We start from the raw sequence: 26213 nt of genomic DNA on the forward strand, positions 1-26213 counted from the left end.
GTCCCCCGGAAATTAACATTTAAATATAAACCCTGAATAACCGGTATGCGCCAGGCGCAGCCGGTTATTTTTTTGCAAAAACGACATATTCATTCGTTCTTTATTAAGAACATATTTAGATATACAGTGATAAATAGAGATAAATCAAGAAAAACAATGATTTTCGTTCGTTATAAAGGAAATACAGAAGTAAATGACGGTTTTCTTTTTGAAACAATACAGTTATGATTTCATTACCGAAACGTTCTTAATAAAGAACGATAATAACGAACAGATAAACAGATTTTTGAGGGGAGGACTTCCTCTGAAACCCAGATCTAAAAAAAGGGTAAACACGGGCTCCAAAATAGGATTGCGTTCCCTGCAGTCAGGCGTGGTAATCTCTCTGCTCTTCCTGTGTACTTCACAGCAGATCGGCAATACCTACGGCGGCTTTACCGATGCAGCCCAATTGGAGAGTGAGATCAGCTTCTGTGCAGTATTTCCCGAGACGTTCAAAGAACAGCTTATTCAGTTCAAAGGCCATGTTACTGCCGCAGTTCTGTTAGCTGCATCCCTTAAGGACTACAGCTTCCCGCAAAGCTATCAGGGAATATCATCCATAGAGAGCATGTCGCTGACTGAGCTGGACGCTGCCGAACAACATCTCTCAGAACAGTTATCAGAGCTTAATTCCGGTCTGAAGCAAGCAGATATCCAATTGAATGCTAACCAGCAAACCTGGAATGAGCTAACCGCAGAAATAAACGCTGCAGCCGCAGGACTCGCGGTAATCGGAGGATATATGAACAACCTTGATCCTTATTGTCTTGAAATTACTGATGATCAGTTCTTCAGCGAATTCCAGAGCAGCCTCTCGCAGAGCGACGTGCTGTCAGAAACATTGACCGCTTCATTAAACGGAATTATCCAGTACCTGCAGTCACTGCATGATCCGGATACAGCTTATTCCCTGACCGTCAGCGACTTGGTCTATGGTCCCCTTGGTTTCAGCCAGGAGGCGGTTTCACAGCGGTTCATCTTCCCGGTCACGGCCACTCTGCCGGAGGATAATATATCAGGCACTCTGCTCTCCACTTACAACAGTCTTAATTCCTCACTGCTTAGCCTGAAAGACAGTGCGGCTTCCAGCATAGCGGAAATCGGCAGCCAGCAGCAGCTGATCAGCGAGACCCGCAGCGTACGCCTGGAAGAGGAGGAGCAGGCGCGTCTCGCGGAACAGGCGAAGAAAGATGAAGAAGCGAAGCAGGCTCTGGAGAAGCAGAAGGCGGCGGAGGCCAAAGAAAAGGCGGAGGCCGAGGAGAAGGCTGCTGCCAAGCCTGAGGACGGGACTAAACCAGAAGACACTTCCGCAGACAAACCGGGCGAAGTCACAGACCTCCCGGATCCGGCCGGAAGCGGGCAGCCAGAACCTGCCGCAACACCGGCACCTGAATTAACTGAAGCCACGGCACAGGAACCGCAAGCCACGGCAAGCCCTGTACCTGAGCCAGAACCTGCACCAGATCTCTCTAACTCCCAACAAGACAAAGGCGGAGATTAACATGAAGATTAGAAAATGGATTAGTAACCTGCTCTCTACAGCTATGCTCCTGATCTTCATCCTGCTGGTAGCAGCCGTAGTCGTATCCAAGAGCTCCGGCGGTGAGCCTTCCTTCTTCGGGTATGAAATCAAAACCGTGCTCTCCGGCTCCATGGAGCCAGGCATCCAGACCGGTTCGATTGTAGCCCTGAAGCCTGGCGGAGATATGAACCGGTTCCAGAAGGGGGATGTCATCACCTTCAGAAGCGAGGACAATATTCTGATTACCCACCGGATCGTTGAAGCCACACTTAATTCTGCAACCGGTGAGGCTCTATACCGCACAAAAGGTGATAACAATGATGCTCCTGACATGAATCCTGTCAGCTCGGCCAATGTTGTCGCACAGTACACCGGAACCACTATCCCGTATGTCGGGTATGCCATGAACTTCGCCGTCTCCAAAGCCGGCAGTATAATCCTTATGATTGTGCCGGGCCTGATGCTGCTGTTCTATGCACTCTACAGTTCGTGGAAAGCGCTGAGTGCACTTGAAAAGAAAAACGCGGCACTATCCGCTCCTTCCGCACCCGAAACACCGCAATAATTGTTGTTACCTTCCGTTTACGAACCGGAAGATACAAATATATAGGCGCTGCCTACAACTAATCTCAAACAATTAGAGGAGGAATTATTAATGGGTATCAAGAAAACTTTGGGTCTTGGCGTTGCATCGGCTGCACTTGGTTTGTCTTTAATCGGCGGAGGAACCTTCGCTTACTTCAGCGACACTGCACAGAGCACAGCAACTTTCGCAGCAGGTACACTCGATCTGACTTCGGATCCTTCTGTCATCGTTGATATTTCCAACCTGAAGCCGGGCGATACTGTAACTAAGAACTTCAAACTGAAAAACTCCGGCACCCTTGATATCGGTTCAATCAAGCTCAAAACGACTTCAGAGGTAACCGATACGCTCGGCGACAACAATGGCGTTGACCTGAATAAGTTCATTAAAGTGAAATTCCTCGTGAATAAAGACAAAGCGACCCTCACTTCACCGACAGTGGTCTATGAGACTACACTCGCTGATCTGAAGAATATCACCCCGGATCTTGTAGATAACACCGGAACTTTCATTGAGCAGCTCTTCACTGAAGCTGACGGCATCAAAGCCGGTACGGAGGACAGCTTCACAGTACAGTTTGAATTCGTGGATTCCGGCGAAGCACAGAACTATTTCCAGAAAGATAAAATCAAACTGATCTGGGATTTCGAAGCTAAACAAGGTGCTAAGAAAGCCTACTAAGAACTGATGCGTTGTCTAAAAGCAGTATATCTGAAGCCGGCAACGGTCAAGGTATACTGCTTTTTCTCCCGCCCGCATGATTTTTGTCGGTTTTGCGAATTTTTGTTATACTAGTGTCAAAAAGTACGGAGGGCGTTGTAATCATGTCAGATAATATGGGAAGCCGCATCCATAGGCTTCGTCAGGAGAAGGGTTATTCTCTATCCGAACTGGCGGACAAGGCTGACGTGGCGAAATCATACTTAAGCAATGTGGAACGGAATATTCAATCCAACCCCTCCATTCAATTTATCGAAAAGATTGCTGACGCGCTTCAGGTATCCATTCATGTTTTGCTGTATGGCGGACTCGCTGAGACCGAAGAACCGGCTCTGGACGGAGAATGGTTCAGCCTGGTTCAGGAGGCTATGGCTTCCGGTATAAGCAAGCGTGAATTTAAGGAATTTCTTGATTACCAGAAATGGCGGCTGGACCAGAAGGATAATTGAACAGAATGATCCGGTAAAGCCAGGCGCGGTCCGCTGCACCCGGTTATGCCCCTGCCCGGGAATACAGAAAAGGGCACAGCGTTCTAATCGCTGTGCCCTTTTCTGTATGTATCCCTGCAAGACTGGTTATCCTACATCGCCTGAAGTGCCTTCTCATTAAAAAAACGGCGGATCTCATCCGCCTGGATACCGGCCCGCTTAGCAGCCATGAGCAGATATACCCATTCTAAATCCAGATCAACTGCCTGAAGCTCATCATTCCCCTGGTTGGACTGATCCAAGAAATCTCCTCCTAGAATTTTTCTCGTCCCCAGGCAGTCCGGCCATCATAGTATTTCTACTTTAGATCCGAGACTTTGTGCCCCTGCCTTTCAGCAGGTTTACCCTTTACTGGACCCTTTGTTTTGAAAGGATCTGGATAAAATCAATGAAACCGTTCTCCGCAATAACATTATACAAGAACTTTAACGAAAAGTGTGTCGATATCTGGAATTTTTTTATGTTAAGTTGTGAAGAACCTTAGCTGAAATTGCCTACAGCTTGTATAAATATTCCCATTTTTATTTCAAGCGCCCTCATTCCGTTTAAATATAGTTATTATAGACTTCGCTTCCGTGACACAATATAAGAGTAATTACCCAATTTTATGTTTTGCAACTACAAAAATTCTTAAAAATTTTATTTTTATTTTTTATAGTTTGAACTGGAAAGCTACCTGTTGATTTAGGATACAGGAATGCCCAAAGAGCTTCTTGCTGAACGGCCGAAATTCATTCTATTGTATTCACCTTCTATCCGCGCGACAGCTTATTGTACACGATTGCTGGCCTTCGCTCCCACTAAGGAAGCCAAGCGTGGTGTTGGAGCAAGTTATAGAGGGTCAATCCCCTCTGTCTGGTTCAAATACACTCCCAATCTGACGCATACGGACACCACAGCCTTTGTTCGCTCGAAAAAGGCCATTGGGGCGGGCTTACGGACATGACGGCCCTTATCCGCCGCTTTTCATAGGCAAAATCCACTTTTCCGGTGAAATAACGGCGCTGATGTCCTTAAGGTCCGGCACTCAGGTAGCTTTCTGCAGGCTTAACGTCTCTCATGTCCGTAACGCTAAGCTGGTCCCTTGAACAACCGTTGCGTGGCTGGCTGCATTTTTTAATGGTGGGTACATTCAACCCATTTACCTGCGCGCGGCAGCTCATTGTACATGATTTTCCGCTTAAAGATGAGTTTTGGACTTCCGGCCGCCGTTATTTCCAAATTTTTTGCTGATTACCGCTGTTTATGGTGAACATTCTGTAATTCAGGTTTTCTAAAGTATTTTAGTACAATCTATATAGCATTTTTCTTTACTCCGGCCTTGCCTATAAGATTTATGATTGTTCCGTATGAATCTCATGTTGAATCATACCGTTTTGCGAACGGATTGCCCGAAAGTATGAATTGATTACCCTGCCGGAAAGTAGCACAATAATGGTGAGAATGAAACCGCAAACATTGCAGCTCCGCCTGGTGGCACACTTGTATGCCGCGTGTGGAGTTTATCCGTTAGGAGGACCTATTCATGGCCATCAAAGAGCCCTATACCCATTCCGTCTGGAGCAAATACTACGGCCCCAACCTGGGCTACATCCAGGAGAAATATGAGCAATTCGTCCACAACCCGGCTTCCGTCGAGCCTCACTACCGTGATCTGTTCACTGTATCCGGTCCGCCTCCGCTCGCCCCTGAGACCGACAAGACGCCTCCACCGGCAATTTCCGGGGATACCGAGTGGCTCAGAAAGGCCGTAAAGGCCTCCAAGCTGATGGCCAACATCCGGATCTACGGTCATATGGCTGCGGATATTGATCCGCTGGAGCGGAGCAGCAACCCGATGGCGAAATGGCTGGAGATTGAGACTTACGAGCTCACCCGCGAAGACCTGAATGCCCTGCCCGCATCGCTGATCTGGGAGAATGCCCCGGAGGGCGTGCATACTGCCATGGATGCCGTTCACCGGATGCGCCAGGCATACACGCAGACTATTGCCTATGAGTTCGGGCATGTGCATGATGAACGTGAGCTGCGCTGGCTTAACAGCCAGGCTGAATCGACCACCTCACCGGCTCCCTTGAACAATGCAGAACGCAAGGAGCTGCTGAAGCGGCTGATTCAGGTAGAGCAGTTCGAGACCTTCCTGCATAAGACATTCGTCGGCCAGAAGCGCTTCAGCCTGGAAGGCAATGATGCCCTTGTCCCTATGCTGGATGAGATTGTACGGGCTGCCGCCCATGACGGCGCTGAACATATTCTTATGGGGATGGCTCACCGCGGAAGACTAAACGTGCTTGCCCATATTCTGGGCAAACCTTATGATATTATTTTCTCGGAATTCCACCACTCGCCGAACAAGGAGCTGTTCCCGTCCGAAGGCTCCATGGGGATTAACTATGGCTGGACCGGCGATGTGAAATACCATCTGGGAGCTGACCGGGCTGTCCGTGAGGGCGAAACCGTGCGCACCCGGATTACGCTCGCCAACAACCCGAGCCATCTGGAGTTCGTTAATCCTGTAGTAGAAGGCTTCACACGCGCAGCACAGGAGGAACGCAGTGCTCCGGGCTTGCCTAAGCTGAATACGAATAAGGCGATGGCTGTACTGATGCACGGCGACGCCGCTTTTCCGGGCGAAGGTATTGTTGCTGAAACTCTTAATATCGGCAAACTGCAAGGTTATCAAAACGGCGGTACTGTGCATATTATCGTCAATAACCGGATCGGCTTCACTACGGAAAGTGAAGATTCCCGCTCCACCCACTATGCCAGTGACCTTGCCAAAGGCTATGAGATTCCGGTGGTGCATGTTAATGCAGATGATCCGGAAGCCTGCATTGCTGCCGTCCGGCTGGCCAGTGCTTACCGCCACCAGTTCAAGAAGGATTTCCTGATTGATCTGATCGGCTACCGCCGCCACGGCCATAACGAAATGGATGATCCGGATACTACCCAGCCGCTGGTCTACAGCAAGGTCCGCAGTCATCCTACAGTCTACCGGGTATACGCTGAACGGCTGCAGCGCGAGAAGGTGGTTACCGCGGAGGATGTGCAGCGGATGATTACGGATGCCGATCAGGTGCTGCAGCAGGCCTTCGACCAGATGAAGGAAGGCAAACAGAAGAGCGCGGAATCCAAAGCCTCCGTAGCCCTGGACACATCTTCTCCGCCTCAGCGCATGACAGCAGTTCCGCTGTCCAGTCTGCAGGAGATCAACCGTGAGCTGCTTAGCGTTCCGGATGGCTTCACAGTCTATCCGAAGCTGGAGCGGATTCTGAAGCGCCGCAAGGATTCCCTGAATGACGGTGAACGGGTCGACTGGGCGCTCGCCGAAACGCTGGCCTTCGCCACCATCCTGAAGGACGGCACTCCGATCCGGCTCAGCGGCCAGGATTCACAGCGCGGCACCTTTGCCCACCGGCATCTGGTCCTCCATGACAGTGAGAGCGGTGAACTTTTCTCTCCGCTGCATCAGCTGACGAATTCCCGCGCCTCCTTCGGCGTCTACAACAGCCCGCTGTCGGAAGCCTCTGTACTCGGCTATGAATATGGCTATAATGTTTTTGCACCGGAGACCTTCGTGCTCTGGGAAGCGCAGTACGGCGATTTCGCCAATGCCGCCCAGGTCATTATAGACCAGTTCATCGCCGCCGGCCGGGCCAAATGGACACAGCGCAGCAATCTTACCATCCTGCTCCCTCATGGCTATGAAGGCCAGGGGCCGGAGCACTCGAGCGGCAGGCTGGAGCGTTTTCTGCAGCTGTCTGCAGAGGAGAACTGGACTGTCGCGAACCTGACCTCCGCCGCCCAGTATTTCCACCTGCTGCGCCGCCAGGCTGCCCTGTGCGGCCAGGGGGATGCCCGGCCGCTGGTTATCATGGCACCGAAGAGTCTGATCCGCAATCCGCGCAGCACCTCAGCCGGAGCAGACCTCGCCTCCGGCACCTTCCAGCCGGTGCTGCCCGAGCCGCTGCTTGGCAAGAATCCCGGCGAGGTCAAGCGCCTCGTCGTGTGCAGCGGCAAGGTCGCTATCGACCTGCAGGCTGAGCTTGAGGGAGCGCGCGGCCAGGACTTCTCCTGGCTCCATATTCTCCGCCTGGAGCAGCTGTATCCGTTCCCGGAACGTGAGCTTGGCACCTATCTCAGCAGCTTCGGCTCCCTGGAGGAGATCGTCTGGGTGCAGGAGGAACCGAAGAATATGGGCGGCTGGAGCTATGCCGAACCCCGCCTGCGGGCTATCGCCCCGCAGCAGGCGGTCCAGTACATCGGCCGTCCGGAGCGCTCCAGCCCGGCCAGCGGCTATGCGGATGTACACAGCTTCGAGCAGCGGCGCATCGTTAGGGAAGCCCTGAAGTTAAATGCCCCTATACAAGCACCTGTACCGTCCTCCTGAACGCAGGAGGCGGACTCATAATAACGTAATTCACTATATTTGGGGAGGTAACGGCCTGTGTCCGAAATTAAAGTACCCGATCTGGGCGAATCCATTTCCGAGGGAACCATCTACAAATGGCTGGTGAAAGAGGGCGACACTGTCGGCCAGGGTGATGTGCTCGCGGAGCTTGAGACCGATAAGGTCAATCTGGAGATCAGTGCGGAGGAGGATGGCGTAATCTCCTCCATCCTGCGCCAGGCGGGCGAGAACGTTGCCGTTGGCGAAGCCATCGGCATTATCGGCAGCCCCGCCGGGCTGGACGCTGACGGCGCAGCGCCGTCAGCGCCTGCACCTGCAGCAGCGGCTGAGCCTGCCGCTGCCGTAACCGCCCCAGCCGCCGAAGCTGCGGCCGGGGGCACTGCGGCCCTGGCCTCGCCGGGGGCGCGCAAGCTGGCCCGGGAGCGGGGCATCGACCTCGGCGAGGTCAGTCCCCGCGACCCCATCGGCCGGATTGCCCAGGCCGATGTGAACGGGCATGGCGCAGCCGTGCCGCAGGCCGCTGCGCCTGCCGCTCCGGCGCCGGCACGGCCGGAGCCGGTGAAGCCCGCGCTGCAGGCAGCGGGCAAGGCACCGCACGCTGAGGATGGCAAAGCCACCGAGCGCAAGCGCATGTCGCGGCGGCGGCTGACGATCGCCAGCCGCCTCGTCGAAGCGCAGCAGACGGCCGCGATGCTGACCACCTTCAACGAGGTGGACATGACCGCGATTCTCGACATCCGCAAGCGCCGCAAGGATGCCTTCAAGGAGAAGCATGATGTCGGACTCGGCTTCATGTCCTTCTTCACCAAAGCCGTAATCGGCGCGCTCAAGGCTTATCCGCTGCTGAATGCCGAGATCGACGGTGAGGATCTCCTGCTGAAGAAGTATTACGACATCGGCATTGCCGTTGCCGCCAAAGAGGGCCTGGTCGTGCCGGTCGTCCGCGATGCGGACCGGCTCAGCTTCCCGGAAATCGAGCGGCAGATCGGTGAGCTCGCCGCCAAAGCACGCACGAATACGCTTAGCTTGCCTGAGCTGCAAGGCGGTACATTCACGATTACGAATGGCGGTGTATTCGGCTCTCTGCTCTCTACACCAATCCTCAATACCCCGCAGGTCGGCATTCTCGGCATGCACAAAATCCAGCTCCGCCCGATCGCCTTGGACGAGGAGCGGACTGCCAACCGCCCGATGATGTATATCGCTTTGTCTTATGACCACCGGATCGTAGACGGCTCAGAAGCCGTAAGCTTCCTGGTCAAAGTCAAGGAATTGCTGGAGGACCCTGAAGCCTTGCTGCTGGAAGGCTAACCTTCCATTAGCAACCTTAAATCCTGCATCATGGACAAACAGGCATCCGGAGAGCGAACGCTCTGGCCGGATGCCTGTTTGTTGTTAAGCCCAGGGATGGAAATAGAGTAATTGTACTGTATAATGTAGATTCCCTGCTAAACTTTGGCAAACCTGATTCTGCTTGGAGGTGCGATTATGCAGCAGATACATAAACGAATACATAATGGAGCAGACATTCTCCGCCTGGTAGAGGAGGATGCCTGGATGATGGGTATTCTGGAGACCGCCCGGACTCTGCAACTGCCGGACTGGTGGGTCTGCGCCGGGTTTGTCCGCTCCAAGATCTGGGATGTGCAGCACGGATTCCCGGAGAGAACACCGCTGGCGGATATTGATGTCATCTATTATGACCCTGGAGATCTGCGGGAAGAGACAGAGAAATGCCATGAAGCGGAGCTGCAGAAGCTTCATCCCGGCCTTCCCTGGTCCCTTAAGAACCAGGCCCGTATGCATACCGTCAACAACCTTCCGCCTTACTCTTCAGCCGCGGACGGAATGTCCAAATTCCCTGAGACAGCAACTGCACTCGGACTCTCCCTGACTGCAGCCGGACAATTAATCTTGGCCGCCCCCCATGGAGCCGCGGACGCAATCGATCTGGTACTCCGTCCCGCGCCGTACTTCGCAGCCCGGCCGCAGCTGCTGCCTGTATACGAGAAGCGGATCCGCAGCAAGAACTGGCAGCGCATCTGGAGCGGTCTGCGGATTCTCCCGGCAGAGCCGCCTAAATACACCTAGGGGCTCAGCCCAAAGAACAGCAGACTCCCTGCATAAGGATCTGCTGCTCTTTGGGCTGTTCTGCAATTGTTACACCGCCAAATCGATGCCCACCACACCGACAACTTCCCCGCGCCCGTCCTTAATCGCTCTGGAGAGGGTAATACAGGAACGCTTGGTGATCGCCGAAACGTACGGCTGAGAGACAAACTGCCCCTCATTCATTGCACCGCTCCACCAGTCGCGGCGCTTGGCATTGAGCAATCCGGCCGCAGGCTCCGAGAAGATGAAGGTGCCGTCCGTCCGGTTTGACCAGATTGCCTGCACATCCGGCACCTTCCGGATGCAGGCAGTAAGCACATGACTATGACTGGCCGTATCAGGTGAATACAGCTCCTGCTTAGATGTAATCTCCGCAAGCAGAAGCTGCATTTCCTGCAGCTTGTCCGCATACCGGCTCATCTCGATTACTTCACGGCCGGAAATAGTGTTCACGGACTGCTGCAGTGCTTGTGATTCCAGCAGCAGGCTGGCGCTGACCTCATTCAGCTGCCCGATCTGTGTCCGCTGCCGGGTTACCTGCTCCAGTGTCAGATCTACCCCGGCAATGGTCTCATTGACAATCCCCACTGCACCGCTCAGCTCGCCTGTAGCCTCATCAATCATCCTGCTCTGCCGTTCTGCGGCTGCAACAGATTCCGTTACGGCCATGCCTACCTCTTCCAGACTGCCCGAGATATCTCCCAGGCGCTGCTTCACGTTGGCTACTTCGTTCACACCATGCTCTACCGCTGCCCGTTCCTTCGTCACCGACTCCAGTACCTGCCGCACTCCGTTATTGATATCGAGCAGTACACCCGAGGAGCGTTCCACGGAGCTCCGGCTCTGGTCAGCCAGCTGCCGTATCCGGCTGGCGACAACGGCAAAGCCCCGCCCCTGCTCGCCTGCACGGGCAGCTTCTATGGAAGCATTAAGAGCCAGCAGCGAGGTTTCATTACCGATTCCGACAATCAGCGAATTGATCTCCTCCACCAGAGCGATATGTCCGCTGAGAATTGTGAATTTGTTCAGCATATCCCCGCTTCTCTCCTGCAGTTCCCCCATGACCTCATCGGTATTCTTCAAGGAAGCCATCATTTCCGCCATTCCTGAGACTGTAGCCTGCATGGTCTCCCCCAGCCTTACGGTCAGCTCTTCAATATGCGAGGTCACCGCTGCCACGCCGCCCATTGTGGCAAAAGCCCCTTCAATATTCGCTTTCGCCTCATTGCTGCGGATCTGCAGATCCACCTCATATGCATGGGAGTAATCGGCTGTCTGCTGCAGCCCTCCCGTATGGCGGCTGATCTCCTCCAGTGCGCCATGCAGCCTGTCGGCAGTGACCACAATCTCATTGCCCAGCTGTTCAACCTTACCGCGCGCTTCAGCCAATAGCCTGTCTGAAGCTCCCCCGCTGCGGCATCCGTCCAGGGCAAATCCTCCGAGCCCCGCCATTAACACCAGCAGAATAATTTTGTTAACCCAGTATATATCAATCCACAAGCTGTACACAGCTGCAATCAGCAGCAAAACAACGACTAGAACGGCCTTTCTCCGGTGAATACTCATATTCCCACGTCCACTCCACTCTATCATGTTATGTATCCTAACATTATATCAGTGGAGCTAAATTAAGGAAATAGTTATGCCCGTTAATACCAAATTAAATCTTAACAAAGTGGCCGGGCTAATGAATTCAGGCCTCTCTTCGTTTCAGCATTCCGCGGGCAATCCACACCCCGGCTGCTCCGGCCTGTGCCAGGCCGCGGGTTATGCCCGCTCCGTCTCCGCCGCAATAGAGTCCGGAGATTTCTGTCTCGAACTCCTCCGTCAGCTTGGGCCGGGCAGAATAGAATTTCGCTTCTACGCCATAGAACAGCGTATGCTCAGAGGCGATCCCCGGAGTCACCTTCTCCAGCGCCTCTACCATTTCAATCAGGCTCTTCATCGTGTTGTACGGCAGCACCAGTCCCAGGTCACCAGGCACTGCTTCCTTCAGCGTAGGCTCCAGGAACCCTTCCTTGATCCGTGTCTCTGTAGACCGGCGGCCGCGCAGGATATCACCATACTTCTGTACGATAACCCCTCCGCCGGACAGGTCATTCGCCCGTTTACAGATTTCCCGGGCATATTCATTCGGCTTGTCGAACGGCTCAGTGAAGGTATGGGAGACCAGCAATGCAAAGTTGGTATTCTTGGACCCCAGCGCGGGATCCTTATAAGAGTGTCCATTGGCTGCCATAACTCCACTGTGATTCTCCACTACTACATGGCCTGAAGGATTACTGCAGAAGGTACGGACCCGTGTTCCTACTGAAGTATTGAACACAAATTTACCCTCATACAGATGCTCGTTAATCTCCCGCATCACTACATCCGAGGTTTCCACACGCACGCCTACATCGACCTGGTTATTATACATTTTGAGCCGCCGCTTCTTCAGTACCCCGGTCAGCCAGGCTGAGCCGTCCCGTCCGGGAGCGACCATTACCTGGTCCGCTTCGTGAACTTCTCCGCTCTTCAGCGCAATCCCCGTGATGCGGTGCGAGCCGCCTTCCTTGACTGTAATGATATCCTCTACCTCGGCTTTGAATAACATATCGACACGTGTTTTCAAATATTCATATATAGATTTAAGAATCTCAAGATTCTGTTCTGTACCCAGATGGCGGACCTGTGCCCGCAGCAGCTTAAGGCCGGCAGCATATCCCCGCTGCTCTATTCCGCGGATGCTCTCGGTCGTCGGATCGGTAATTACCGGCGTCGCCCCATGCTCCAGATTGATGCTGTCAACATATTCAATCAGCTCTATTACCTTGGAAGGAGGCAGATAATCGGTCATCCAGCCGCCAAATTCCGTTGTGATGTTAAATTTGCCGTCGCTGTACGCACCGGCGCCGCCAAAGCCTGCTGTAATAGAACAGGCAGGAAGACAGCCTGCGAATTCCTTACGGCCCGAGGCCGGCGGGCAGAGCTTGATTTTCTCCTCCAGAATCGGGCAGCTGCGGCGGTAAATATCATGGCCCTTGTCGACCAGCAGAACCTTCATCTCAGGCGCTTTAAGCGTTAATTCGTAGCAGGCGAATATTCCGGCCGGGCCGGCTCCAACCACAATCACATCATATTTACTCATGATTTCTGTTCCTCCCAGGATGAAACGGCTTCCCATGCGATGCATAAGAACGACTCCGCTTCTGCGATAAATATAATTGTACTTACGCATACAACACAAAAAATCCCGACCACTTCACAGGTATGCAAAATGCACCCTATTCGTAGCCAGGAATTTACGGTCCCCTGTAGAAACCCCCAATCCTTATCATTGGGGATATACGAACAGCTAAGCTCAATTATACGAGCCAATTGGAATTCTACAGAAATTAAACGAATGTGTCAAGGATAAATAACATTAATAATTCGTGTTTAAAGGGTGTGCAATAAAATATTAGCTATAATTACCTAGAAACTTTCTCCTAAACACGAACGTTATTCCAAACAGCAGATTCAGAAGGAAAAACGGGGGGATTGTCGAATATATAAGTATATTGCCACTGGAAAAGAGGACATCTTATGCATATCCCGCCGCCCACTCCTCGCCAGATTTACTGGAACCGTATCCTTCTCAATACATTTTGGATGGTCCTGCTTGTCTATCTGGCTAGCCAGTTATTCGTTTCCCTATCCATGTGGGGCCATCGGCCTGAGCTCTCCGGCGGACAATATTTCGTGAACCATGTACTAATCCCCGACTCTATTTTGCTCGCTATGCTGCTTGCTCTGGAGATTGTGCATAAATGGAAGCCCTGGATGTCTGAGTTCTCAATCATTGTTGCAAGCCATCTGTTCGGCATTCTGATTATTATGAACCTGAGCACAGAGTACCATGTAAAGCCCCTGATTATGCTGCTTCCGCTGCTGGTATCTATGATCTACCTGAAGGGTATTTACCTGAAGGCTTCTACTACCGTCTGCCTGCTATATACAGTGCTCTTATTCCTCACTACACCTACATATGAGTATACCCTGCGTATCCAGAATCTGATTATCGCCGTGATTTTTGCCGGAACCTCTATCGCCGGCTTCGGCGTCATTGCCAGAGGACGTGATCTGATGCGGTCGCTCGAGAATTCGGTGAAATCAGAGCAGGATCTGCGCATTCAGAATATTATTATGGACAGGCTGTCCAAGATCGACCCTTTAACCGACTTATACAACCATAAGACCTTTCATGAATATCTGGGCTGGCTGATTGATCATCAGCAGAACAACCCTTTTCCGATGCAGCTGGCTGTAGTAGATATCGATAATTTCAAAAAGGTAAATGACCAGTACGGGCACTGGGTCGGGGACATCGTGCTGAAGCAGGTAGCCGCAGTCATGCTGCAGCACATCGCTTCGGATGACTTCGCAGCACGATATGGCGGTGAAGAGTTCGTTATCATATTGACTGCTAAGCCTCTGGAGGAATCCCAGCAGATTATGGAGAAGATCCTTACCGGGATTGCCGAAATGACCGTCAGCGAGATGGAGAATAAATCAGTCACCGTCAGCATCGGAATGCATGACTATGGCGGGAATGATTCCAAGAGCTCTACGTTTCAGCAGGCGGATGATGCCCTGTACGAAGCCAAGAAAACAGGCAAGAATAAGATCGTTATTTTCTAGGACTATATCTTAAATATTTATGCAAAAAAGCGGGTCCGCACGGCATATCTTACTATGCCAGCGGCCCGCTTGTTCATATACACTCTCTAGTTCAGCTGATCCATGCCATATCGCTTCTGCGGTTCAAGCAGTTCGATCACCTTACGCTGCGGTACGGGCCGGCTGATCAGGTAGCCCTGTACTTTGTCACAGCCCGATTCCTTAAGGAAAGCCAGCTGGCCCGCATCCTCCACACCTTCTGCTACAACATCAAGACCCATCTTGTGCCCCAGAATAATGATGGTCTGGACAAACGACTGGCTGTAGGCTTTATCCGCCAGCGAATCGATGAAGATCTTATCCATTTTGAGCGTCGAGATCGGCAGCTGCTGAAGATAGCTCAAGGAGGAATACCCCGTCCCGAAATCGTCCAGCGCGATCCGGATACCGTGTGATTTGAGGAATTCCAGCTTGCTGACCGTACTTTCGAAGGATTCCATGAAGATCGATTCCGTAATCTCCAGCTCCAGGCTGGATGGCGGCAGACCGCTCTCCTCCAGGCTGTCCAGCACAATTTCTACGAAATCATCCTGCAGCAGCTGTATAATCGAGATATTTACTGATATTTTGTAAGCAATTCCTGTCCGCTGCTGAATGCCGTGCATGAACTTGCAGGCCTCCCGCAGTACCCATTCCCCGATGTATATAATCAGTCTGGAATCCTCGGCAATCTTGATGAAGGATAACGGCGAGACGAATCCGAGCACCGGACTATTCCAGCGGATCAGCGCTTCGAACCCCGAGATCAAACCGGACTCGATCTGGACCTGGGGCTGGTAATGCAGCTCGAATTCATTGTTATTCATCGCGCTCCGCAGGTGCTTTTCGATATTCATCCGCTCATTGAAGGCTGTATGCATCGACTTATCGTACACAACATAAGTGCTTTTTCCTTCTTCTTTGGCTCTGTACATCGCTACATCCGCATTCTTCAGAATCTCTTCTGTAGTCTCGCCATCCTCCGGATAGAAGGAGATCCCGATGCTTGCCGATACGTACAGATTGCTCTCGCCGATGAGGAAGGATTTGCGGAAGGAGCGCATGATATCCTCGGCCAGATTCAGCACATCCGCACGGCTCTCAATATCCTTGATGAATACGACAAACTCATCACCGCCGAGCCGGGACAGCATATCCCCTTCACGGACTACCGACTGCAGCCGCTCACTTGCTTTGCGGATCAGAATATCGCCTGATTTATGACCCAGCGTATCATTAATGTATTTGAAATTATCGGTATCCACAAACAGCAGTGCCGCTTTGCCGCCGGGATGGCGGAAGTAATTCTCCATAGTCTCCAGCAGCGAGATACGGTTCGGCAGATTGCTCAGTGAATCCACATATGCCAGACGGTGCATATTCTTCTGATTCTCCACCAGCGTATCATATTGCCCCACAAGCTCCTGCTGTGTTGCTGTAAGCTGCTCATAGGTTGCTTCAAGCTCCTGGTAGCTGTTATTCAGATTGAATTCCGCCTGCTTGCGCTTGCTGATATCGATCAGGGAGCCCAGGAAGAGCACAATCCGGTCCCGCGGGTCGACAATCGCTTTGCCCCGTACCTCAAACCAGATATATGAATTATCTTTGGTCCGCATCCGGTACTCTGTCTCATACACCGGGGTCAGCCCGGTAAGATGCTCCTGTCTGGCTTTGCGCGAGGACTCCTGGTCATCCGGATGGATGATGCTGAGCACCCCGCCCTCGAAGGAGTTGATCTCCTCTTCAGTGTAGCCCATCACCTCATACCAGCGGTCGGAGAGCTTATAGAAGCCGCTCTCCCAGTCCAGCTCCCACAGGTAGGCCCCGGAGCCTTCCGAGGCCAGCCGGAAACGCCGTTCGCTGACGCCGAGCCTGTTGAACTGGTCCTGCAGCTCAACCTCGGTTGCAGCCAGCTCCTCGTAGGTGGACTCCAGCTCCTCATAGCTAAGCTGCAGCTTGAGCTCATTCTGTTTGCGCTCATCAATGTCGAGACCAACCAGAACGAAGATATCCTCCGCCTGATCATCCATCCCCTTAATCAGCGTAGTCCGTACTGAGAAATAATGCGCATCCGGCGAGCGCTCCGGAAGCTTCAATTCTACATTGGTCACATAATCGAGATATACGGCCCGCGTCAGGAGATCCCGGAGCACCGCAGCTCCGCCCCCAAGGCCAGGCAGCTCATCGATGCCCTTGCCGAGCACCTCTCTCTCTTTAAGCCCGGTCATTTTCTCGGCATAATGATTAAAGCGGACACTCCGCTTGTCACCATGAACCGCCCAGACAATCATCCCGGTATGTTCAATCACATCCTTGAAGAATTCCTGCTCGGAATGAATGGCACGCCGCAGACGCCGGATATACACTCTGAGCAGAACAATGCCGAAGGCAAGCAGAATAAGCCCGATAGCTATGCCTGAGATCACTCTGTTACGGATCATCGAATTATGGTAGTCCGAATGGACGAAGAAGTACTGCTGGTACAGCTCTTCAAAAGCTCCGGAGCGCTCCAGCCGCGCCAGTCTCGCATTTACATAAGAGACCAGCTCCGGCTTGGATTTACTGATCCCGTAAGCGACATCCTGCGGGTACAGGGCATTCAATTTGCGGACAATCGTTCCGGTCAGCCCCTGCTCAACAATCAGGTAATCAACTACACCCTGATTCTCGAACAGCAGATCAATTTCGCCTTTGCGCAGAGCTTCCAGCGCTTCTGGTACAGTGGAATATTCTATGTATTGTGATGGTGCAATGCCTGCCTTGCTCTGCAGAACCGTTTCGGCATATTGGCCCCGTCCCACACCAATCGTGTAATTCTTCAATGTGTTCAGTGTCACTTCTTCAGTAAGCTCCTGGCGGGAATAGACGGATATATAGCTCTTAAGTACCGGCCTCGAGAACAGAATATCCCGTTTTCTCTCCTCACTTACAACCATAAGGCCCGTAGTATCAATCAGTCCTTCGGTCAGCTGCTGGTACGTCTTCTCCCAATCCCCGGTGCTGTAACGAATCAGATAATCCTGTTTTTCAAAGATCATACTTGTCAAATCAATATCAAAACCCGTTAAATATCCGTTCTGTATATACTTGTAAGGAGGATATTCCAGCTCTGCCTGGTACTTAATATCCTGTCTTTCAGCGTGAGCGGCAGCGGGGTGTGCAAGCATGAGCACAATGCTAATTAGTAGCAACAATTTACACCGCTTCATCGCAATTCTCCTTTATCTAGAAAAATCGGCTGAACACATCTATTTACAAGCTCTATTCGACAAAAAATGGTAAGGTTCCTGCTAGTTACGCCGTATTTCTGATAAAATATGCAAATCCCGCCAAAGCGTTTATTAAATGTTCCAGTTATCATGCACAGCATACAAATTCTTTAATTCCAAGAAATAAAGTAAGAAACTTTAGATTTATATTGCATTTTGCGAGCAAAATGTGGATAATAGCAATAACGATTGATAATGATTATCATTATTGAATATTCATCATTCATGACTTTACTATATTCGAGTAAAAGGAGACTGAACACCCATGAACGCAGCCACTAGCCGGACGGCCCTGCAGGTTGATGATTATCTGGATCTGCTCAATCTTGCTGTAAAAGTCGGAGATCTGAAATGGCAAAAAGAAATCAAATCCAGATTGCAGTACATCCTCTGTCTGCAAACCAGATAGTCCCCATACGAAGCTATAACGCCGCCTTTCCGGTTACGGGAGGCGGCTTTTTTTGCAGAAAATTTATAGGATCGCAGGCAACTCCAGGCAGCAGTGTATCTGCGGCCTTCGAAATGTTTAAAATATAGTATAATGATCAGCATATGATAATGAAGAATAGCCTATAGATCGGAGCGTGCCAGCTTGAGAAGAATCCTCGCTTTAGTTCTGATTGTATCCCTGCTCTATGTCCCGGCTGCCTATGCAGCAGATATACCTGTCCGGCAGGGCGTTGTTACGGATGAGGCCGGCCTGCTCACCGCGCAGGAGGCAGCAGCTATTGCCAAGGCAGCCGTAGGTGACCGGTATACCGTCAACATTCTGACCATTGATGAACTGGATGGTGCCAATTCGGCTGATTATGCAGAAGAAGTATATAATACCTGGGGACTAAAGACCCGGGATGTCCTGCTGCTGATTGCGTACGGTGATCAGCAGACCGAGATCAGCTTCAATAACCCTGCGCTGCAGAGCGAGCTTGACGCCCAGTCGCGGAACCGCGGCGGGAAGGCAGGCAGCGCCGCGATTACTTCACTGCTGGAGAATTACTTCAACCCCTATGCCAGAGACGGCGATTTCGCCGGAGGCATTAGCTCTGTCATCCGCGGGCTGCAGGCGGCAGGCAGCGTGCAAGGGGGCACTGCAGGGGGGGTATCAGGTAGTACCGGGAGCAGCGGGACTGCGGGTACCGGCGGAACCGGAACAGCGGCGCAGAGCGGTACTGGCACCGGCGGGCTCTCCTTCGTTACCCTTGCCGCTGGCCTGGCCGGGGCAGCCCTTCTGCTGGTTGTACTGTACGTGCTGATCGCCGGATTGCGGCGCAGGAGCCTGCTGGTGCAGCAGCAGGGGCAGTTGGACGGCCTGCTGGTCCGGGCGAACCGTGCCCTTGAATCCCTGCAGCCCTTCCAAGGGATCGTGCAGGGCAAGACGGGAGAGATGGTCGAAGGCATCTCACAGCGGCTGAGTGCCAAGCTGGTTGAGATTTCAGCACTGAAGTCGGCTGGTCAAGGCGCCCTGCCGCCGTTCTACCGCTTAACTGCCCTCAAGACAGCCATTGCAGAGCTTCAGCAGGCTGAGGACAAATTCCGCACCTCTCTGGAGGAGGAGGAGAAGGGAATCGCCGTTGTCAGCGATGCTGACCGGAACGTTAAGCAGCGGATTACCGAGCTGAAGCAGGATGCACCCGAGCTCGACGGGCAATTACAGCAGGCCGTGAAGGAGACGGGATACGCGCTGCAGGACATTGCCGAGGATCTGCAGGAGCTGGCGGAAGAGACCGCGAAAGCGGATCAGCTTGAGCTGTTCGACCCCATTGCCGCGCAGGTTATCACGGATGAGGCTGCAGAGCGCCAGGAGCAGATTGAGCGTGATCTGCAGGATGTGGATGCCTATGATGATAAGCTGAAGGCATTCCCCGGGGCACTTGCGGCTACCCGGAGCCGCATCGCCGGGCTGATTGAGCAGAATTCCCTGCACAACATGAAGGTCAAGCCTTATGACAGCCTGGAGCAGGCAGCAGCGCACGCAGCTTCGCTGGAAGCGTCTCTGCGCAGCGGGGATATGGATGAGGTACGGCGGATCGGCGCCGCGCTTGACGCGCAGCTGGCAGAAGCCGTATCGGTGACAGAGCACCAGGCTCAGATCCGGCAGGACAACCGCCGGGATCTGGAAACGGTGCGCAGCCAGTGGGGTGTCCTTACCCAGCGGCGCAATGAGCTGCAGGGTAAGCTTGCTGAAGCGCAGAACCAGTTCGCGCGCCAGCATCTGGAAGGGCTCCGGCAGACGCTGGAGGAGACTGGCACCGCCTTGCGGCAGGGTGCGGGTGAGGTGCCGCAGCTCGAGACCTGGACCAGCGATGCCCGCGGAGAATACGGGCAGGCCCGCAGCGGCCTCGACCGGCTGCTTGCCCTGCAGGATGAGACTGCTGCCAGCTTCAGCAGCATCGATGACAATATCAGTGCACTGTACGAACGGCTGGACAGCCTGAGAAGGCTGTTCACCGAAGGCCAGAGCAGGGCAGAAGCAGCGCAGGGCCTGCTGCGCAGCAGGGGAATTACTGCGCAGAGCCGCTTCCAGCTCTCCCTCCTGCCGGAGTATTCCGAGCTGGAGCAGCGGCTTGCCGCCCGCCCGTATAATCTCAACGAGCTGGAGGGAACCGGGCGGTCGTATGCTTCGCAGATCTCCGCCTTTGTGGAAGAGGCCGAGCGGCTCATCCGCCAGAAGGAGGAGGCGGAACGGGCCGCCCGGCAGGCGGCGCTGCTGGAACAGCAGCGTAGAGAACAAGCCCGCAGACGGATGTCCTCCGGGCCGCCTTCCTCGGGCGGCTTCGGCGGCGGGAACTCTTCAGGCGGCTCCTCATGGGGCGGCGGCGGACGGTCATCAGGCGGCTCTTCGTGGGGCGGCGGCAAGTCCGGCGGGAACTCTTCAGGCGGCTCCAAGTGGTGAGCGGCAGAGAAGGATAACGGCCTGACCTGAACGGGACCCGCATCCAGCGATGATAATAAAAAGACGGCATCAACCAGGTTACTGGCTGATGCCGTCTTTTTTTGCGGGCCTGCTGCTATGCCCGGTCTACTTCTTACTCGTAAAGGTCATTTTATCGAAATTCCCCACATATAACAGACTTTGAGTAGTCGAGCCTTTCAGTGTGACATACAGATCCTGCTTACCGGTCAGCTTCTGGTTCAGCTCTGCACCCGCAGTTTTGTAGGTATCCCATCCTGTTCCTGTATTCGGGAGGCTAATTGTACCTATCAAGGTACCGTCTTTGCCGCCCAGCCGGATTTCAGCTGTCACGTCAGCAGGAGCACGGCTGGTAGGCGCATCATACTGGAAGGATACATAGTCCTTACCCCGTACGCCGAAATCCACATTCTCGAAGGAGAACCAGGCTCCGGTAAACGTATTGCCTACTACAGTTCCTACAGCCTTATTTTCTGTTTTGAGCGGATTGCTGTTGAAGGTATTCTTCGCATCCGACCAGGCTGTCCGGTTCTCAAATTCTACAAGCACATCTGGTTCAGCTGCTGCCAGAGAGAAGGATGCATTATCGAAGTTGCCGATATACTTAAAGGTTGAACTGGTTGTCCCTTTGAATACAAGGTAGATATCCTGCAAGCCGGTGAGGGTCTTCGTCAAGGCGCCGGATACCGTCTTGTAGGTTCCCCACCCATTGGCAGTCGGCGGCGTTGCTAAAGTGCCGACCAGTTCCCCGGTCACTCCGCCCAGGCGGACCTCAACAGAAGAATCTGCTGCCGTATTCGTCGAATTGCCCGCATATTCCAAGGCCCACTGATTCACACCAGTACTACCGAAGTTCATTCCCTTGTATGCCAGCCAGGCTCCGCTGAAGGTGTTGGCTACCTGCTCGCCGCTTTTGCCGCCCTCTGTCTTGAGCGGGCCGCCATTATCCGGATTATTGTCTGTGGACCAGGCATCATATTTCTCCAGCTCCAGCTTGCTATAGTCGGTCCGGATCGCCTGATAGTCCCAGATAAATCTGTCCAGATTAGCAATATATGGGCGGCCGCTGTCCGTGCTGCCCTTCAGCACCATGAACAGCGTCTGCTTGCCGGTCAGCGTACGGTTCAGGATAGCTGATGCTGACGCATATTGATCCCAGCCTGCACTGTTATTCTTGAGTGCTACACTGCCGAGAAGCTCGCCGTCTACAGCGCCCAGCCGCAATTCCAAAGCTGAATCGGCCGGGGTCCGGCCGGAGTTCGCGTTGTATTCAACGGTAATCCTGTTCGCACCCTTTGTTCCGAAATCGATATCTGCAAAGGATAGCCACGCCCCTGTAAAGGAATTACCCACTACCGTACCGCCATTGCCGGCTTCGGTCTTGAGCGGACCGTTATTGAAGGTATTCTTTGCATCCGACCAGGCGGTACGGTTCTCAAATTCCACAACTCCCGAATCCACCACCGGAGGTGCCGGCTCTTCCGCCGGATCCGGTACTACCGGAGTTTTCATCGGTAGAGGCAGCGGCGCAGGCAGCGGATCTTCACCGCCCGGCTGCTCTCCGCCAGGCTCACCAGGATTGCCCGGATTGCCCGGATTGCCCGGATTCTGCGGTGCAGGCTCCGGCTGTGATTCAACCGGATCAGCCAGCCACAGGGAGTCATAGATATTGCCGTTAAAGCTGTCGACCAGATAGATATTTACCTGATACTCTTTGGTATTCACTCCGAAGCTCTGCGTTAATTCAAAGCCGCCCGGCTGCACCGGCACAGCGCTTGACAGCAGCGCCTGCTCCCCGCCGTCCATCAGCTGAATTACAGCTACCGCAGAGCCTGTATAAGATCCCTTGAGCGTACCGGATACCTCTACAGTCATATTGCCGGTGCGCTTTACATCCGCCTTCAGATCATACACATTCCATAAGATGTCTGAGGTGTACGGCTTATCAGACACCAGCGCATCACCTGCAGTGACATTCCGGGTCTCATTTGCTTTGATGCGCACCTGTACGTCACCCGCAGCAAATGCCTGCGGTCCGACCGTCTGGGGATTCGCTTCTGCTGTCTTCCAGCTTGAACCGCCATCAGTGCTGAATTCATAATCCGCCGGGTCTGTGAAGCCCTCTACCGCGGTCCAGCCGAAGGTATTGGCTGTATCATCCACCAGCGGAGCCGCCGGTGTCCCCGGTTTCACCATCTCCTTGACAGTCTCCAGGCTGAAGTCAAATGCGATATCGGAGCTGCTGAAGTTCACTTGATGCACTTCTGCGGCCAGTACATTGACCCCATCCTTCAGGTAAGCCGGATCAATCTCATAACGGTTCCAGTTCCGTTCGTCACCTACAGTAGCATTGGCGTTCGTGCCATAGCCCACTTCTCCTTCCGGCATATTCGTCCGGATAATCTCATGTCCGTTCAGATAGACTATGGCGCCGTCATCACGGATCAGACCGGCATCCAGCTCCAGAATACCCTTCAGATCAGACGCGTTAAACGTTGTGCGGAAGTAGGTCGTCGTATATTTCTTGCCCGCATCGGAGCCATAGCCTACAACCGTCTTGGCATAACCTTTGTTGTCGTAGCCGAGCGGAGCCTGCCCGGAGGACCAGCTGCTGTCGTTGAAACCGGCGCCTGTCCAGCCGCCGGCCGGTGCATTGCCCTTGTCATAATATTTCCACTCTGAGCCTGCACTGATGAGCGCGGTGCGGGAGAGCGTGTTCTCAATATCAGCGCTATAATCCACAGTAGGCGGAGCCGCCTTGGCTGAAGCTCCCCAGGCATAGTTCGGTTCGCTGCCCATTTCGAAATCCAGTGTACCTCCGTTCATCACGTCATCATAGCTGATCCAGGCCTGATCGAAGGATTGGCCGTTCAGCTTAGCCGACTGGATGAAGCGGTTGCCCGAAGACACGTTGTTCGCCTTCAAGGTGAAGGTCTTGCCATTGTCCAGATGCAGGGTCAGCTCAGAGAAAATCGGTGAGCCGATCAGGAAATTGGCATCTCCCGGATTGCCCGGGAACAGTCCCATGGCACTGTAAACATACCAGGAGGACATGCCGCCGGCATCGTCGTCCATGGAAGGCAGGTAACCTTCAGGATCCGCGCGGTAGACCCGCGATTGGATCGGGAACGCATACGGCCCGTGGTTATGATACTTCTGGGTAACCACTTCCGTAGTATATTCTCTGGCATAATATTGAGTCAGATACGGGTACCCCAAATAGTTGAACAGATAAGGCACTTCAATATCCGGCTCGTTGATGGCCATATATTCGTTTCGGGCAAAGAAGTCCTGCAGCTGCTTCGCCATTTCCGTCTTGCCGCCCATCAGCCCGGCCAGACCGTTCATATCCTGTGTAGCAGACCAGCGGTAGGTCCAAAGATTGCCCTGGTAGGCATACTTGTCCACTGCAGTCACATCCCCCTTGGCTACCGTAGTACCGTTCGGGGTAAAGAATCCGGTCTTGACGCCGTTCTCATCAACCTGATTTGCATTCCACAGATTCTGATAAGAGAGGGCAAGCTTCTTATACTTCTCATAGGTGCTCTTATCGCCAAGCAGCGCCGCAAGCTTCATCGGGAAGTAGGCACTCTTCGCCTTCTCCAGCTTGCCGGAAATTTCGCCGTCCGAGATCGAGAAATTATCCGCATCTACAGCCATTCCTTTTAGAGCCGTGTACACATCATAATCCGTGAAGCCTTTTGCATAGGCATCAAGAATGACAGACCCGTTAAACTCATTACGTACCGTAGGGCTTGGCCAATAGCCATCCCCCCACTGTGTATACGTGCCTCTGGTCTTGTACAGGTCAACCAGTGACTTCACCATGTTGTTGTATTTCTGAGGCTCCAGCACCGAGAATAGAGCATACTTGCGGAAATCGTCCCAGGTTGCCCAGCCGTTATAGTATTCGAAATCATCCCCAAGCTCGGAGGCTTGACGCACTGTATTCTCAGCTCTGGCAGCCTTAAATGTTCCGGCTGAGCTGGTCACATTCTTCGGCTGCAGATACGTATGGTACATCTGCGTGTAGAAGACCTTCTTATTCTCTTCATCAGCGTCTTTGATTTCCACCTTGCCTAGCACATCGCTCCATGTGCTGCGGATCTTGGCATGCTGGGCGTCGAAATCCCAACCTGCAATATCCTGCTTCGCTTCAGCTCTGGCCTGTTCCACACTCACGGCGGACAGACCTACTTTAGCCTGAATCACTTTAGCATTGTTTGTATCAAAGTTGACCCAGATGCCGCTGTTTGCCCCGTTACGGACGGCTTCTGTTCCGGTCACATCCCCTTGCCATGAGGTGTAGGAGTCGAAGTTATGATCAAACTGGATGGAATAATACAGCTTATAATAGCCGTTGCCGCATACATTCTTAGATTGAACCATACCTGTAATTTCATTGCTGCCTTCTACCTTCAGGCTGGCATCATGCATTCCGGCATAAGAATTCGAGAGATCCACGAGTACAGAGCCCGTCTTCGCGGAAGCCGGGAACGTATACCGCTGGAAGCCGACATTATCGGATGCGGTCAATTCTACACCGATTCCCGAAGCCAGCGTAACTCCGTAATATCCGGCAGAAGCCTGCTCGCTGCTCTTGTCGTACAGCTGCTTGTATTCATTCACATTCTTCGTGAATGAACGCGTCTCTGGCATCATCAGAATGTTGCCGCCTGCCCCGCTGCAGCCCGCCCCGCTGAACCGCACCTGCGAGAAGCCCTTCAGCGATTTGTCCTGATAATAATAACCGCTGAACGCCCCTCCGTCGCTGTCAGGTCCCAGGGAGACAAGTCCGAACGGTGTCGACGGCCCCGGATTCGTCTGGCCGTTATCGCCCAGGGTGTTGATGAAAGGATCGACATAATCCACCGGGTCCAGATTCAATGCAGGATATGCCGGGTACTTACCGGCTTCCACTCCATATACCTGCAGCTCATACAGCCGGACGGTATTGCCGTTTGCTGCCGCCTTGCTTACATAGAACCGGAGATAGCGGGCTGTCACCGGCTGGGGCAAATACCGGTCAACGACCGTCTGCACATTACCTTGTACGACATCCACATCGCTCCAGCTCTGGCCGTCATCACTCTTCTGCAGCCGGAAGTTCTGCGTATTCCAGAACGGGCTGTTTGAGCTCTCATTGATGGCCGCATTGTAGACTGTCCATTGATTAATGGCATATTCCTTGCCAAGGTCAAGCTTCATCCATTTGATTTTGGCAGTTGTATTATCACACCACTTCGTATCATTCTTACCGTCAACGGCAAATTGCGGCCGTTCATTAGCATTACATTGTCCTGATGCCGTTACCTGCGCATTCAAGGCAACATTCTTGGTAGGAACCACTTCTATACCGGCTTCTTCTGCAGATACTGCGACCGTAAAGACAGTCATGGAGTCGAGCAGGCCAAGGAGCAGCAGAACCGACATCAGAATGGAGAACAGTTGTTTACGCATGAGATTCGTTTC

15 protein-coding genes and 2 riboswitches are annotated in these 26213 nt (G+C 53.1%); of the genes, 10 read left to right on the plus strand and 5 right to left on the minus strand.

What is annotated here, in order from left to right; all coding sequences use genetic code 11:
* The first annotated feature begins 352 nt into the window (after positions 1-352).
* The 4 genes from LOS79_RS23005 (at position 353) to LOS79_RS23020 (ending at position 3319) form a co-directional block, all read left to right on the plus strand.
* Positions 353-1543: a hypothetical protein gene (locus LOS79_RS23005; protein WP_315412607.1), complete on the plus strand. Its 1191-nt coding sequence runs from the start codon at positions 353-355 to the stop codon at positions 1541-1543.
* Between the two features lies 1 nt (position 1544).
* A complete protein-coding gene (gene sipW / locus LOS79_RS23010) occupies positions 1545-2129 on the plus strand; it encodes a signal peptidase I SipW (protein WP_315412609.1) in 585 nt (194 codons plus the stop codon).
* Positions 2130-2219: 90 nt separating this feature from the next.
* Positions 2220-2831, plus strand: a complete 612-nt coding sequence (locus tag LOS79_RS23015) for a TasA family protein (RefSeq protein ID WP_315412610.1) — start codon at positions 2220-2222, stop codon at positions 2829-2831.
* 143 nt (positions 2832-2974) lie between these two features.
* Positions 2975-3319: a helix-turn-helix domain-containing protein gene (locus tag LOS79_RS23020; RefSeq protein ID WP_315412611.1), complete on the plus strand. Its 345-nt coding sequence runs from the start codon at positions 2975-2977 to the stop codon at positions 3317-3319.
* Between the two features lie 131 nt (positions 3320-3450).
* Here the strand turns inward: LOS79_RS23020 and LOS79_RS23025 are convergent, their stop codons facing one another.
* Positions 3451-3600, minus strand: coding sequence for an anti-repressor SinI family protein (locus LOS79_RS23025; RefSeq protein ID WP_315412613.1), 150 nt, complete (start codon positions 3598-3600; stop codon positions 3451-3453).
* Between the two features lie 29 nt (positions 3601-3629).
* A riboswitch (cyclic di-GMP riboswitch) is annotated at positions 3630-3714 on the minus strand.
* Between the two features lie 1169 nt (positions 3715-4883).
* Here LOS79_RS23025 and LOS79_RS23030 point away from each other — a divergent pair.
* From LOS79_RS23030 to LOS79_RS23040, 3 genes are all read left to right on the plus strand, one after another.
* Complete coding sequence (locus tag LOS79_RS23030) at positions 4884-7748, plus strand: 2-oxoglutarate dehydrogenase E1 component (protein ID WP_315412616.1); 2865 nt, start codon at positions 4884-4886, stop codon at positions 7746-7748.
* Between the two features lie 57 nt (positions 7749-7805).
* On the plus strand, positions 7806-9080 hold the full coding sequence (odhB, locus tag LOS79_RS23035; protein ID WP_315412617.1) for a 2-oxoglutarate dehydrogenase complex dihydrolipoyllysine-residue succinyltransferase: 1275 nt from the start codon (positions 7806-7808) through the stop codon (positions 9078-9080).
* Positions 9081-9257: 177 nt separating this feature from the next.
* Complete coding sequence (locus tag LOS79_RS23040; protein WP_315412618.1) at positions 9258-9860, plus strand: nucleotidyltransferase family protein; 603 nt, start codon at positions 9258-9260, stop codon at positions 9858-9860.
* Positions 9861-9929: 69 nt separating this feature from the next.
* Here the strand turns inward: LOS79_RS23040 and LOS79_RS23045 are convergent, their stop codons facing one another.
* Together LOS79_RS23045 and LOS79_RS23050 are read right to left on the minus strand one after the other, a co-directional pair.
* The gene (locus tag LOS79_RS23045; protein ID WP_315412619.1) at positions 9930-11447 is read right to left on the minus strand and encodes a methyl-accepting chemotaxis protein; all 1518 of its coding nucleotides are present in this window, start codon (positions 11445-11447) and stop codon (positions 9930-9932) included.
* Between the two features lie 127 nt (positions 11448-11574).
* Entirely contained in the window at positions 11575-13011 is a 1437-nt protein-coding gene (locus tag LOS79_RS23050; protein ID WP_315412621.1) for an NAD(P)/FAD-dependent oxidoreductase, read from the minus strand.
* Between the two features lie 123 nt (positions 13012-13134).
* Positions 13135-13234, minus strand: a riboswitch (purine riboswitch).
* A gap of 280 nt (positions 13235-13514) precedes the next feature.
* Here LOS79_RS23050 and LOS79_RS23055 point away from each other — a divergent pair.
* Positions 13515-14543, plus strand: coding sequence for a GGDEF domain-containing protein (locus LOS79_RS23055; protein ID WP_315412623.1), 1029 nt, complete (start codon positions 13515-13517; stop codon positions 14541-14543).
* An 86-nt stretch (positions 14544-14629) separates the two neighbouring features.
* Here LOS79_RS23055 and LOS79_RS23060 read toward each other — a convergent pair whose 3' ends face one another.
* A complete protein-coding gene (locus LOS79_RS23060) occupies positions 14630-17770 on the minus strand; it encodes an EAL domain-containing protein (RefSeq protein ID WP_315412625.1) in 3141 nt (1046 codons plus the stop codon).
* A 325-nt stretch (positions 17771-18095) separates the two neighbouring features.
* On the opposite strand from LOS79_RS23060, the gene LOS79_RS23065 reads away from it, so the two are divergent.
* Positions 18096-18239: a hypothetical protein gene (locus LOS79_RS23065; RefSeq protein WP_315412627.1), complete on the plus strand. Its 144-nt coding sequence runs from the start codon at positions 18096-18098 to the stop codon at positions 18237-18239.
* Positions 18240-18422: 183 nt separating this feature from the next.
* Complete coding sequence (locus tag LOS79_RS23070) at positions 18423-20723, plus strand: TPM domain-containing protein (RefSeq protein WP_315412629.1); 2301 nt, start codon at positions 18423-18425, stop codon at positions 20721-20723.
* Positions 20724-20849: 126 nt separating this feature from the next.
* On the opposite strand, the gene LOS79_RS23075 is transcribed toward LOS79_RS23070, so the two are convergent.
* Entirely contained in the window at positions 20850-26201 is a 5352-nt protein-coding gene (locus tag LOS79_RS23075; protein ID WP_315412630.1) for a glycoside hydrolase domain-containing protein, read from the minus strand.
* Between the last annotated feature and the right edge of the window lie 12 nt (positions 26202-26213).

Origin of the sequence: Paenibacillus sp. MMS20-IR301 (assembly GCF_032302195.1) — a bacterium.
GTDB lineage: Bacteria > Bacillota > Bacilli > Paenibacillales > Paenibacillaceae > Paenibacillus_AQ.

What these genes read in the sequence shown, in the direction of transcription:
- LOS79_RS23060 (WP_315412625.1), bottom strand. Translation starts at nt 17,770, where the DNA reads ATGAAGCGGTGTAAATTGTTGCTACTAATTAGCATTGTGCTCATGCTT.
- LOS79_RS23075 (WP_315412630.1), bottom strand. Translation starts at nt 26,201, where the DNA reads ATGCGTAAACAACTGTTCTCCATTCTGATGTCGGTTCTGCTGCTCCTT.
- LOS79_RS23020 (WP_315412611.1), top strand. Translation starts at nt 2,975, where the DNA reads ATGTCAGATAATATGGGAAGCCGCATCCATAGGCTTCGTCAGGAGAAG.
- LOS79_RS23050 (WP_315412621.1), bottom strand. Translation starts at nt 13,011, where the DNA reads ATGAGTAAATATGATGTGATTGTGGTTGGAGCCGGCCCGGCCGGAATA.
- LOS79_RS23015 (WP_315412610.1), top strand. Translation starts at nt 2,220, where the DNA reads ATGGGTATCAAGAAAACTTTGGGTCTTGGCGTTGCATCGGCTGCACTT.
- sipW (WP_315412609.1), top strand. Translation starts at nt 1,545, where the DNA reads ATGAAGATTAGAAAATGGATTAGTAACCTGCTCTCTACAGCTATGCTC.
- LOS79_RS23065 (WP_315412627.1), top strand. Translation starts at nt 18,096, where the DNA reads ATGAACGCAGCCACTAGCCGGACGGCCCTGCAGGTTGATGATTATCTG.
- LOS79_RS23030 (WP_315412616.1), top strand. Translation starts at nt 4,884, where the DNA reads ATGGCCATCAAAGAGCCCTATACCCATTCCGTCTGGAGCAAATACTAC.
- LOS79_RS23045 (WP_315412619.1), bottom strand. Translation starts at nt 11,447, where the DNA reads ATGAGTATTCACCGGAGAAAGGCCGTTCTAGTCGTTGTTTTGCTGCTG.
- LOS79_RS23055 (WP_315412623.1), top strand. Translation starts at nt 13,515, where the DNA reads ATGGTCCTGCTTGTCTATCTGGCTAGCCAGTTATTCGTTTCCCTATCC.
- LOS79_RS23040 (WP_315412618.1), top strand. Translation starts at nt 9,258, where the DNA reads ATGCAGCAGATACATAAACGAATACATAATGGAGCAGACATTCTCCGC.